The 13,074-nt window shown below is 45.4% G+C and carries 7 protein-coding genes; all 7 read right to left on the bottom strand.

What is annotated here, in order from left to right; genetic code table 11:
• Positions 1-379: 379 nt before the first annotated feature.
• On the bottom strand, positions 380-1,018 hold the full coding sequence (locus ACAY30_RS02375; protein WP_290252441.1) for an alpha/beta fold hydrolase: 639 nt from the start codon (positions 1,016-1,018) through the stop codon (positions 380-382).
• A gap of 183 nt (positions 1,019-1,201) precedes the next feature.
• Positions 1,202-4,339, bottom strand: coding sequence for an efflux RND transporter permease subunit (locus ACAY30_RS02370; protein WP_290252440.1), 3,138 nt, complete (start codon positions 4,337-4,339; stop codon positions 1,202-1,204).
• 2 nt (positions 4,340-4,341) lie between these two features.
• Positions 4,342-5,661, bottom strand: a complete 1,320-nt coding sequence (locus ACAY30_RS02365) for an efflux RND transporter periplasmic adaptor subunit (protein WP_290252439.1) — start codon at positions 5,659-5,661, stop codon at positions 4,342-4,344.
• Positions 5,662-5,963: 302 nt separating this feature from the next.
• Positions 5,964-6,329 (bottom strand): YacL family protein, encoded by a 366-nt coding sequence (locus tag ACAY30_RS02360; RefSeq protein ID WP_290252438.1) that lies wholly within the window; start codon positions 6,327-6,329, stop codon positions 5,964-5,966.
• 84 nt (positions 6,330-6,413) lie between these two features.
• Positions 6,414-9,011 (bottom strand): bifunctional aconitate hydratase 2/2-methylisocitrate dehydratase, encoded by a 2,598-nt coding sequence (gene acnB, locus ACAY30_RS02355; protein WP_290252437.1) that lies wholly within the window; start codon positions 9,009-9,011, stop codon positions 6,414-6,416.
• 350 nt (positions 9,012-9,361) lie between these two features.
• Positions 9,362-10,792 carry a dihydrolipoyl dehydrogenase gene (gene lpdA / locus ACAY30_RS02350; protein WP_290252436.1) on the bottom strand — a complete coding sequence of 477 codons (1,431 nt, stop codon included), beginning with the start codon at positions 10,790-10,792 and terminating at the stop codon, positions 9,362-9,364.
• A 324-nt stretch (positions 10,793-11,116) separates the two neighbouring features.
• The gene (aceF, locus tag ACAY30_RS02345) at positions 11,117-13,063 is read right to left on the bottom strand and encodes a pyruvate dehydrogenase complex dihydrolipoyllysine-residue acetyltransferase (RefSeq protein ID WP_290252435.1); all 1,947 of its coding nucleotides are present in this window, start codon (positions 13,061-13,063) and stop codon (positions 11,117-11,119) included.
• Positions 13,064-13,074 lie beyond the last annotated feature (11 nt).

The raw sequence follows: 13,074 nt of genomic DNA, 5'->3' as shown, positions 1-13,074 counted from the left end.
TTTATTTGGTCGAAAAGTCACTGAAATGTCTCAGATTAACTTGCCTGAGATTCTCAATTTAAGTGGCGATGATCATGATTAAAATTTAATAGTTAATGCGAAGGTGATATACGTTGTGATCAATTAACCACTTAATTAATCCAAACTTGGAATAAGGGCTTAGCTAAGGGGCAGCTGAGATGTGAGTTAAGATTATCGGAAAATAACAAGCTGTCTAACGGTACATACACTGGTTGCCAAGTGGTGAATATGGCGAGTGTAAGCCTGCAATAGTGTAAGCCTGCAATATAAGAGAATTAGCAAGTAAGGTTATTACGCTGTATTGAATTCTACTGCCGATATCGACAGCGATTAACTCACCGTTACTTGTGGTTGAACGTTATAATGGCTCTTGCTGCGTCACGTATTTCTGACACATATCGTCAATTAGATTAACCACGTCTTTTGAATACACCATAGCAGTATGTGTTTGCTTAACAATAATGTGCTCAGTCATACCGGGAATACGGGTTTCATTGATGCTCACCGTTCCATCTGATTGCTCGATTTCATCGCGCCATACCCGATCGAGCAAAGGCCGAGCACCAATATTGAGACTACCGGCTATAGACACCAACTTTTGCGGCAATGGCCAGGCTTTTTCAAAGTGTTTAGGCAGTAGGCCAAATTGCACCGACGAGCCCAATAACCGTTGAATGTTAACCTTTTTCATATCCTCGGCGATTTGTGCTCCTTGATGCGGTGTGCCCAAGGTGATCACCAACGGAATACGGTTAACTGACACTTTGCGTTCAAATAGGTATTCGGTGGCGACTAAACCGCCGAGAGAATGGCCCAGAAGCACTGTCGGCCCCTCACCGACGCGCGCGTCGATATCGTCGAACAACGCGTTTTTATCCGCGCGAGTGCTTGGGTAAGAAATATTGTCAACGCTGTAGCCTCGTTGCTCTAAACGCCGAGCGAGAGGAGCCATGATCACTTTGTTCATAAACAATCCGTGTAATATGATTATTTTCATCGACATCCTCATTACAAGTTACACAAGCTAATACGTTGCCTTAACGGCTTTTAAGCTAGTGTGCAATAAAACAGCACGAGAGGCAATCTCCAATTAGTGCCCCCGTTGGCGCACTAATTGGCCTCGTTTTAATTCGAAAACCAAGGCAATTAAGTAAGTAATCACCCACACTCTACATCAAATCTAGCCTTGCTTTATCTCTGAGCCAAGTTTACGTCGACCTTTAACCAAGCGGCCAACATCGTCTCTTATCAAATATAAACTGGGGATTAAAAACAAGGTAATTACCGTCGCAAACATAATACCAAAGCCCAACGAGATCGCCATGGGAATGATAAACTGAGCCTGCAAACTGGTTTCAAAATAAATCGGTAAAATACCAAAAAACGTCGTCAGCGAGGTCAACAAAATCGCCCGAAAGCGTTGCATACCCGCTTCAACCACGACATCGAGCATACGCTTGCCCGACTGCTTGGCCCGATTGATAAAATCGACTAATATCAAGGAGTCGTTAACCACGACCCCCGAGAGGGCGATAAAACCGTACATCGACATCATATTAATGGTTTTACCAACGATGAAATGGCCCCAAATTGCCCCGATAATACCAAACGGAATCACTGACATAATAACCAAGGGTTGCGAATATGACTTTGTTGGGATGGCGATTAAACCATAAATTAAAAACAGTGCGGTAATGGCCGCAAACAGTAACTGTTTAAGAAAATCTTGCTGTTCTTTGCTCGCCCCTTCCATGCCGTATTTCACTGATGGGTATTTAGCTAAAATATCAGGGATGATACCACCGTTAAATTCGGCCAAGATTTTGCGAGACTCCACTTTTTCACTATCAATTTCAGCCGCAATGGTAATGGTACGCTTATTATTGATGCGGGTAATTTTTGAAAACCCTTGCTGTATCTCAACGTCGGCAACTTGATAGAATGGGACTTCTTCACCACTAGGTGTACGCACCCACATATTCTCTAAATCACTAATCGAGCGACGCTGAGATTGAGGGTAACGCACCATCACTTTGACTTCATTGCGGCCGCGCTGAATGCGCTGGGCTTCATCGCCGTAGAAAGCTTGACGAACCTGTTTGCCTAAGTCGGCTAACGTCAAACCAAGTACTTCCGCTTGAGGTTTTATCGCCAATTTAATTTCTTCACTACCGCGACTAAACGAGTTGCGAATATCATAAACCCCACCGTACTCTGTGAGTTTCGCTTGCAGCTCCAATGCCGCCTGCTCAAGTTCATTCTCATCCATACCGTTAAGCTGAAACTCTAGCGCGGCACCACCACCAACATTGGTGCCGGCAAACAAACGCAGTTCCTTCACGCCGGGTATTTCACCTATTTGCTCACGCCATAATTTTTCAATATCAAAAGCGGTCAGTTGTCGATACTCTGACTTCTTCAGTTCCATCAACACACCACCAGACAAATTGCCATTGGTAAAGACCATCATGTGATCAATAAACTCTTCGCCTTGGTGTGGATTGTCACTCGCCACTTGATAACCGGCATCGACAATACGCGTGAGTGCTTGGTTGCGCTGCTCTGGTGCACTGCCATCTTCCATGACTAATTGGCCTCGGATAAAGTCACTTGGCACATTGGGAAACACTTCGGTTTTCACTAAGCTGCCAGCAACCAATCCCATCGAAATCATCAATACCGCAAAAAACAACGCCATCGTTACATAGCGGTATTGCAACGCTATGCGCAAAACACTTTGATAGCGATGCTTAATAAAACCATCTAGCCAGGCTTTAAAGCGCAATTGAATACGATGAATAATGTGTGCGTTATCGGGATCAATTTCGCGATATTTCATGTGCGCTAAATGGGCCGGTAAAATCCATTTCGATTCAATAATTGAAAACAACAGACACAACATCACCACGATTGCGATGGATTGGAAGAAGCTGGAAAAGTTGGTTTCAATAAATACCAAAGGGGCAAATGCGGCGATGGTTGTGAGTACACCAAAGGTCGCCGGCATAGCAACGCGATGCGCCCCTCGAATGACATTATCAACGCTGTGGCCATGCTTTTGCACTTCGCTGTACACGCTTTCACCAATAACAATCGCATCGTCGACCACAATGCCCAGTACCATGATAAAAGCAAATAAGCTCAACAGATTAACCGTTACCGAGTAATCACCCAATAATGGCATCATCATAAAAGCGCCAAGGAAACAGATAGGTATACCGACCATTACCCAAAAGGCAACGCGAATACGCAAAAACAAGGTCAGTACCAAAAACACCAGCGCTGCACCAAGCAGCAAGTTTTCAAACATCATGCTCAATCGCTCGCTTAAATAAAACGAGGTATCAGCAAAGATATCAAGACTGACCCCATCTGGCAGTGTTTGTTGTTTTTTAGCAACGTATTGCCTTACTTGGCGCGAGATTTCTAAATCGTTCTGGTCGCTAACCGATTTAACGCGAATACTGGTGGTTGGACGCCCATCAAATAGGGCAAAACCCTCGTCTTCAACAAATGTGTCTTTGATCGTGGCAATATCACCTAAGCGCAAATGGGTACCATCAGGGTCGGTGCGCAATACCAATTTGGCAAACTCTTGCCCTGTATACGCCTGCCCTTCTGTGCGCAACTGAATATAGCCACCTTTCGCTTTAATCGTACCACCCGGTAAATTGAGCGACGAGCGTTGAATTGCACGCGAAATATCGTCAAAGGTTAACCCGTATTCAAGCAACTCTAATTCGGTGATCTCAATCGCAATTTCATAGTCGCGCAAACCGACCACTTCGGCGATGTTGACGTCGGGTAACGCCATGATCTCGTTTTTGATATCTTGCGCGAGCTCTTGGCGCGTGCGCCTATCCATATCACCGTTAACAGATACCCAAAGTACCTCGCTTTGAAACTCTTGTTTCATTACCAGTGGTCGCTCTATTTGCGCCGGAAAAGTGGTGATGGTATCGACCTGCATCTGTACTTCATTGAGCTTATCTTCAAGTGAATAACCTGAATTCACTTCAATGATAACTCGCCCTAACCCCTCGGTCGCCTCTGAGGTAACGCGTTTAAGACCTTGCACGTTTTCCAGTTTTTCTTCAATTTGCAACAATACCGACTGTTCCACGTCTTCAGGTGACGCGCCGAGGTGGGTTACCGTAACCATAATGGTATTTGGGCTAAATTCGGGGAACATTTTTTTCGTTATCGACATGTATTGGTACACACCCATAACGATAATAAATACCATTAACAAATTGGCAGCGACGCTATTTCGCGCAAACCAAGCAATGATACCGGTTGGTCTATCAACAGATTGCATGATTAATTAGCCTCTTTCGTCGTTTGGCGTGTGTCATTGCTTGTGGCAATTGACGACGGAGTTTCGGCTGCACTGCTGCGCTGTGAGTTTACATTATCCTCTATATCACTGTTTGAATCAGCGCTGTCATCACCTTCAACCCGAACAGTCATACCTTGAACTGGTGTTCTAAGGCGAGTCATAACCAGTCTATCGCCTTGGTTAAACTGATTCTTTACTAACAAGTGTTCCGCCGTTGAGCGAACAATATCAACTTGCTTAATTTGCAAGGTATTGTCTTTGCTCACGACATAGACGGTGTTCATCCCATGCACCGCTTCGCGTGGTATTATCGCTATGTTATCTGCCGTTTTCCCTTCGATAACCGCGTTGACAAACATACCAATGCGGGCTTCAAAATTGCGTTGGTTATTAATCAGGTTATACGGATCATCAATCTGGGCAACAATGTAGTGAACCCGTGATTGATTACTTACCACCCCTTCATAGCGAGCGATAACTGATGACCACTGCTGTTGATTATCACCGTCGCCGTAAAGCAGAGTGACGGCGCGTTCGCTACCGCCTGATTCATTCAATTTCGGTAGGTTTAAATAACGCAAATCCGATTGTTTGATTGGCAATCGCACTTCAGCGTAGTCAATGGCAACCGTTTGTGCCAACTGGCTAGACGTGGCCACATACTGGCCAATATCAATATATTTTTCTACAACCAGTGCATCGTATGGCGCATAAATTTTGGTGCGATTGAGCTTGCGCTGTGCCTCTTGCAAATCAGCTTCTGCGGCTTTTACATCGGCTTGCGCTTTTTTTAACTGTGGCGTGCGCAGTGCTAAAATAGGTGCTTTTTCAACAGGCTTACCCGTCAGTTTCCATTCTTGTTTGGCTTGCTCGGAGCGCGCTTGCTCTTCAATATACGCCGCTTGCATTGATTCAAGTCGCGATTGCGCTTGCAACAATTGCACTTGATAAATAGATGGGTCTATCTCGAGCATCAGCTCGTCTTTGCTGAAAAAGCCACCGACGCGAAACTTATCTGAGACAAATGTCACTTGGCCCGACACCTCAGAAACCAACACGGTTTGAGTGCGAGCTTTGACTGTTCCTTGGCTAGCTACAGAAAACGTCACATCATCGACCACAATATCGACCGCTTGAACTAACGGCGCTTTGTTGTCCATTGGTTTTTTCGGAGGCATCGGCGCCATCGATTTTAACAAGCGAAAGCCGAAAAAACCGATGGCGAGTATAATAACAACCAAAAACACATTGCGCTTAAGATGTGATTTGCTCGATTTATTTGGTTCGGTTGTTGACGTCATTTACATATCCCTGAATACAGTTTCACAGTTGCCGTTGAGCCCTTTAGGCGCGTTACTTAACATCGCTGTAGATTGAATTACCGACCACAGCGCTGTTAGACTATTAAACGACACAGACTCAAGCTTAGATTATTGGTTAAAAATCTTTTATAACAATACCTTAGAATAACGAAAATAACTATAAATAACACCTGTAGTCACTGGTCAATAGCAGTTTTATCGACTGAGTGAGCGTTGCAATTTAGTGCTATCGCAACGAGACACATACAATAAAAGGCTGGTGCCTAATAATACTCGCCATCTTAGATAAACGCCTGCCACGCGTGTAACATCTCAACAAAGTCTTCTATACCACAACTGGCGATCTGCGCCATATCAAAGTCATCGACATCGGCTAATAGCTGCTCTGGTAGAGTCGCATCACTGTCCGTTGCATTAGCAAAGATGGTGATCTCGCCATCTTCAATTGCCAGTGAAAATTCCTTGCCAGTAAGCAACTGCTTTGCGGTGTCCATCTCGTGTTCGGTGATGAACTGAAAAACATCAGCCAGTTTGTTGCTATCGTTGCCAATTTCCGATTCCAACCAAGGCCCTATTATTTGATGTTCCAAGCTAAATTCGGCGCGTGGCGAAGCGGTGATAAAATCTAAGGTAAATTGATAATCCATACTATAAAAATACGTCAGTAACTTATATTAAGCCAATAAAAAGGGCCGCTAAGCGACCCTAGTAAACACTATTAAAGACTGCTGTTATGCAACGTTTTGCGCAATAACAACTTCTTTTGCTTTTTTAGTGTAATTTTCCATTTGGTGGAAGTTTAAGTAGCGATAGGTATCCGCGGCTGTCGCGTCAATCTTCTTCGCGTACTCCATGTACTCTTCAACCGTTGGCAAGTGACCAACAATAGCACCAACAGCGGCAAGTTCAGCTGAGGTTAAGTACACATTAGCACCTGTACCTAAACGGTTAGGGAAGTTACGCGTAGACGTTGACAGCACTGTTGCTTTATCAGCGACGCGCGCTTGGTTACCCATACACAATGAACAGCCAGGAGTTTCAATGCGCACACCCGCTTTACCGTAAATTGAGTAGTAACCTTCGTCGGTTAGCTGATCGCGGTCCATCTTGGTTGGTGGAGCAACCCACATACGCGTCGATAAAACGCCACCGAAACCGTCAAGAAGCTTACCCGCAGCGCGGAAATGACCGATGTTCGTCATACATGAACCGATGAATACTTCGTCAACGTGATCGCCAGCAACTTCTGACAACAGTTTGGCATCATCAGGGTCGTTCGGACAACAAACGATTGGCTCTTTGATTTCAGCCAGATCAATTTCTAGTACGTGTGCGTATTCAGCGTCTTGGTCAGCTTCCATTAGCGATGGGTTATCTAACCACTCTTGCATTGCCGTAATACGACGTTCGATGGTGCGAACATCACCGTATCCTTCGCTGATCATCCACTTAAGCATCACAATGTTAGACTCTAAGTATTCTTTCACTGAGTCTTCTTCTAACTTGATGGTACAACCTGCCGCAGAACGCTCTGCCGATGCATCTGACAACTCAAACGCTTGCTCAACCGTTAACCCTTTAAGACCTTCGATCTCAAGAATACGACCTGAGAATTCATTGATCTTACCGGCTTTTTCAACAGTTAATAGACCGTTCTTGATGCCGTAGTAAGGAATCGCATGTACTAGGTCACGTAACGTAATACCCGGTTGCATTTCCCCTTTAAAGCGCACCAAAACTGACTCAGGCATATCAAGAGGCATGACACCGGTTGCGGCAGCAAATGCAACCAAACCAGAACCAGCTGGGAATGAAATACCTAGCGGGAAACGAGTGTGCGAGTCACCACCAGTACCTACGGTATCTGGTAACAACATACGGTTTAACCACGAGTGGATAACACCGTCACCTGGACGCAGTGACACACCGCCGCGGTTCATGATGAAATCAGGTAATGTGTGATGAGTTTGCACATCAACAGGCTTTGGATAGGCCGAAGTATGACAGAATGACTGCATGGTAAGATCGGCTGAGAAACCTAAACAGGCTAAATCTTTCAGCTCGTCACGCGTCATTGGACCGGTGGTATCTTGTGAACCAACCGTGGTCATTTTAGGTTCGCAGTACTGACCTGCGCGAACACCTTCAACGCCACACGCTTTACCAACCATTTTTTGCGCTAGGGTAAAGCCCTTGCCAGAGTCACTCACATCAACCGGCTTAGCAAACAGATCTGTATCGCCCAAACCTAGTGCTTCACGAGCACGAGTAGTTAAGCCGCGACCGATAATCAGTGGAATACGACCACCTGCGCGAACTTCGTCAAGAAGTACCGAGCTCAACTTAAACGTAGAGATAACTTCGTCTGTACCTGAGCGCTTAACAACACCTTCGTAAGGGAAGATATCAATAACGTCACCCATGTTCATCGCTTGTACGTCTAGTTCAATTGGCAACGCACCTGAATCTTCCATCGTGTTGTAGAAGATTGGCGCAATTTTACCGCCTAAACACACACCGCCACCGCGCTTGTTAGGTACGTAAGGGATGTCATCACCCATAAACCACAACACCGAGTTAGTCGCTGATTTACGCGATGAGCCAGTACCAACTACGTCACCTACGTACGCTAGTGGGATACCGTCTTTTTGTAATTCTTCAATTTGAGCGATAGGGCCAACGTTGCCATCGTCGTCTGGGTTGATACCGTCGCGAGACATTTTTAACATCGCTTTCGCGTGCAAAGGAATATCAGGACGTGACCACGCATCTGGTGCTGGAGATAAGTCATCAGTGTTGGTTTCACCCGTGACTTTAAATACTTTTACGGTGATTTTTTCTGCGACTTTTTCACGCGATGTGAACCACTCGCCATTAGCCCATGATTCGATAACAGCTTTTGCTTTTTCATTACCTGCATCGGCTTTTTCTTTAACGTCAAAGAACGCGTCGAACATCAATAACGTTTTTGATAAACCAGCCACGGCTTTGTCGGCTAACGCCTCATCGTCTAATAAGTCGATCATTGGCTGGATGTTGTAGCCACCTAACATGGTGCCCAATAATTCCGTTGCGCGTTCAGCGTTTAAGATTGGTGATTGCGCTTCACCTTTAGCAACTGCGGCCAAAAAGCCCGCTTTTACATACGCAGCGTCATCAACCCCTGGCGGTACGCGATGAGTTAATAACTCTAATAAAAATTCTTCTTCGCCTGCTGGTGGGTTTTTAATTAATTCAACAAGTTGTGCAACTTGTTCTGCATCTAGAGGCTTAGGTACAATACCCTCTGCCGCACGTTCTTCTACGTGTTTGCGATATTCTTGAAGCACTTTGCTTTCCTCTCTTCTGTGTCGCAAATAATCCAAGCGTAAATGCATTACAGATCATTTGATTTTCGTCATTTAAACCGTGCGAATTATACGGGATTTAGACAAAAAACTAAACCGAGTTGTCATAACTGATATTTATATCTGGTATTCACCATTGAAATTTACTATTAAATTCAACAAGGTGATAAAACGCGAAACCGTATTCTAAATAACACAGTACGCAAAAAGGCAACTCCGAGCTTTGCCTTTTAATAAGTTATTAAAAACAAAAACGCCTTACAGATAACTCTATAAGGCGTTTGCACTTGTCACCGCAAAAGTGGCGACAACCGATTAGTTTGACGTACTAATTACTTCTTTTTCTTAACCGCTTTTGGGTTAGGAAGATCGGTAATTGAACCTTCAAAAATTTCAGCCGCTAAACCGATTGATTCGTTTAACGTTGGGTGAGCGTGAATGGTTAAACCAACGTCTTCAGCGTCGGCGCCCATTTCAACGGCTAAACAGATTTCACCTAGCATTTCGCCAGCATTGATACCCACAATCGCACCACCAAGAACGCGACCCGTGTCTTTATCAAAGATCATCTTGGTTTTACCTTCTGTGCGCGCTGATGCAATAGCACGGCCAGATGCAGCCCACGGGAAGTTTGCCACTTCGATGTTCAAGCCTTGCTCTTTTGCTTCACGCTCAGTGATACCAACCCAAGCCATTTCAGGGTCAGTGTAAGCAATTGACGGAATACAACGCGGGTCGAATACGTGTTTCTTACCAGCGATAACTTCAGCTGCAACGTGTGCTTCATGCACTGCTTTGTGTGCTAGCATTGGTTGACCAACCACGTCACCAATCGCGAAGATGTGGTTAACGTTAGTACGCAACTCGTTGGTTACATTGATAAAGCCACGCTCATCCACATTAACGCCAGCTTTGTCAGCAGCAACTAAATGACCGTTTGGCTTACGACCAACCGCAACTAAGATTTTGTCATAACGCACTTGACCTTCTGGCGCATTTTTACCTTCGAAGGTTACGTATAAACCATCGTCTTTGGCGTCAACAGCAACAACTTTAGTAGACAACATGATGTTGAACTTTTTCTTGTTGTAATTGGTGTACGCTTTAACGATATCTTTGTCAGCAGCAGGCACGAGTTGATCTGCAAATTCAACAACAGAAACGTTTGAGCCCAATGCGTTGTATACGGTACCCATTTCTAAGCCAATAATACCGCCACCTAGTACCAGCATTTCTTCTGGAACGTCTTGTAACTCAAGCGCACCAGTTGAATCGATCACGCGAGGATCGTCATTTGGAATAAAGGGTAAATCGATAACAGACGAGCCACAGGCAATGATTGCATTGTCAAAGCTAATATTGGTGGTGCCGTCTTCGCCTTCAACAGCAATGGTGTTGCTGCCGGTGAATTTACCGTACCCCGTTACCGTTGTTACTTTACGAGCTTTAGACATACCCGCAAGACCACCGGTTAACTGGCCAATTACGCTTTCTTTCCAGCTGCGAATTTTGTCTAAATCGATTTGTGGTGCGCCAAAAGTAACACCGTGTGACGCCATTTCTTTAGCATCGTCGATCACTTTAGCAACGTGTAGTAGTGCTTTTGAAGGGATACAACCAACGTTAAGGCAAACACCACCTAACGTTTTACGGCTTTCTACTAATACTACGTCTAAACCAAGGTCTGCAGCGCGAAACGCAGCAGAATAACCACCTGGGCCTGCACCTAACACAACGACTTGAGTTTTTATATCATTACTCATGTTTACCTCAAATACTTGATACTAGCGCCAATAATCCGCTTTATCGGCGACCAAACAACACCCCAAAATACTTACGGCGTGTTGTGAAATTCTTACTTTAAGCGCAGTTAAAAGCCATTTTGAAAACTTTTAACGCACGCTCTGTTTTTATTGCGGGCAAGTTTACCGTGAGTGATAAAAAATCGCCAACATTTCTGCAAAATAATGCAAAAGTTAATGTTTCAACACGCAACAGAGGCGATATCGATAAACGTTAGGCTATTTTATCTCGGTTAAGCACTGCCCATTACGCAGAAAAGCCGGTGCAAGCACCGGCTAGTTCGCTTATAAAATTAGCTGGCGAATATCTGTCATCATTGATGATAAATAAACGCTGAAACGCGCGGCTACCGCACCGTCAATAACGCGATGATCATATGACAATGACAATGGTAACATCAAGCGCGGCTCGAACTCTTTACCATTCCACTTTGGTTTCATCTCCGATTTAGAGACACCCAAAATGGCAACGTCTGGGGCGTTAACAATCGGCGTAAATGCAGTACCACCAATACCACCCAGTGATGAGATGGTAAAACAGCTACCTTGCATATCTTTGGCCGTTAGTTTGCCGTCACGCGCTTTGGCAGAGATTTCTAGCAACTCTTTTGACAACTCGTAGATACCTTTTTGATCTACATCGCGTACCACAGGTACCACCAGACCATTTGGTGTATCTACCGCCACACCAATATGCACGTATTTCTTCATGATTAAGCTTTCGCCGTCTTCACTCAAACTCGAGTTAAATACCGGGTACTCGCGCAGGGCCGCTGCGGCTGCTTTCATGATGAACACTAATGGCGTGATCTTAAAGCCAAGCTTGCGCTTCTCAGCCAATACGTTTTGTTCCTTGCGGAACGCTTCTACGTTGGTGATATCCGCTTCATCAAACTGAGTGACATGAGGAATGGTTACCCAGTTGCGATGTAAGTTTGGACCCGATATCTTTTGAATACGAGTCAGTGGGACGGTTTCAACTTCACCGAACTTAGCAAAATCCACTTTCGGCTGAGCAATAACCTGTAAACCACCTTGGCCGCCTGATACTGAGGCACTTGCCGTCGCTTTCGGACGTGACAGTTCGTATTTCACATACGATTGGACGTCTTCTTTAAGGATTCGACCTTTCTTACCGGTACCGTTAACTTGGCTTAGGTCCACACCAAACTCGCGCGCTAAACGACGAATCGCTGGTGACGCGTAAATATGACCTTGCTTTTGTTTGGCACCCGCACTTGGGTGATGCGGAACCGGTGCCGCTTTTTTCTCAGCACTTGCTGGCGCTGCAACAACGGTTTGCTCTTTTGGCGCAGGAGCAGCAGGTGCTGGAGCCGGTGTTGATGTTGTAGGTTGCGTTTCAAGCAATAACACCAATGAACCCGTGCCAACTTTATCACCAGTTGCCACTTTAACCTCAACCACTTTACCCGCTTGCGGTGCCGGAACATCCATCGTGGCTTTGTCGGTCTCTAAGGTGATCAAACCGTCTTCTGCGTCAATGCTATCGCCCGCGGCAACTAATACATCAATTACATCAACTTCGCCGTCTTGACCAATATCAGGTACCGTTACTTCGATAACTTCGCTGCTAGCAGGTGCAGGGCTTGCTTGTTCGGTTGCGGTACTCGCTGCAGGTGCCACAGGTTGCTCAGCAGACGCCTCGCCCACTTCTAGCAACAACACCAAAGAACCTTCACCAACTTTATCACCGCTCGCAACTTTAACCTCAACCACTTTACCGGCTTGAGGAGCTGGTACATCCATGGTGGCTTTATCGGTTTCTAACGTAATAAGACCGTCTTCAGCTTCAATGTTGTCACCCGCGGCAACTAATACGTCAATTACGTCAACTTCGCCGTCTTGGCCGATGTCAGGTACCATTACCTCAATCACTTGAGATGATGAGCCCTGCTCTGCGCTAGCCGCTTGCGGTGTGGCTTGCTCAGCTTGCGCTGTGGGTGCTTGTTCTGCTGGTGCTTGGTCAGCACTTGCTGCCGTTTCAAGAAGTACGATTAGATCGCCTTCTGAAATTTTGTCGCCAACAGCCACTTTAATTTCTTTCACCACACCAGCTTCTGGTGATGGGATATCCATCGACGCTTTGTCAGTTTCTACACTGACTAACGCATCTTCTACGTCAACCGTATCGCCAACAGCAACGCTAAGTTCGATTACCTCGACCTCGTCACCGCCAACGTCTGGTACAACAATTTCTTTAATATCAGACATGTTGTTATCCT

This window comes from Thalassotalea ponticola, from assembly GCF_041379045.1.
GTDB lineage: Bacteria > Pseudomonadota > Gammaproteobacteria > Enterobacterales > Alteromonadaceae > Thalassotalea_A > Thalassotalea_A ponticola.
Note: the sequence above shows the minus strand (reverse complement) of the source record. Positions and strands in the feature narration are given on the sequence as shown.

Coding starts and splice junctions, on each gene's coding strand:
- ACAY30_RS02375 (WP_290252441.1), bottom strand. CDS start 1,018: ATGAAAATAATCATATTACACGGATTGTTTATGAACAAAGTGATCATG.
- ACAY30_RS02370 (WP_290252440.1), bottom strand. CDS start 4,339: ATGCAATCTGTTGATAGACCAACCGGTATCATTGCTTGGTTTGCGCGA.
- ACAY30_RS02365 (WP_290252439.1), bottom strand. CDS start 5,661: ATGACGTCAACAACCGAACCAAATAAATCGAGCAAATCACATCTTAAG.
- ACAY30_RS02360 (WP_290252438.1), bottom strand. CDS start 6,329: ATGGATTATCAATTTACCTTAGATTTTATCACCGCTTCGCCACGCGCC.
- lpdA (WP_290252436.1), bottom strand. CDS start 10,792: ATGAGTAATGATATAAAAACTCAAGTCGTTGTGTTAGGTGCAGGCCCA.
- aceF (WP_290252435.1), bottom strand. CDS start 13,063: ATGTCTGATATTAAAGAAATTGTTGTACCAGACGTTGGCGGTGACGAG.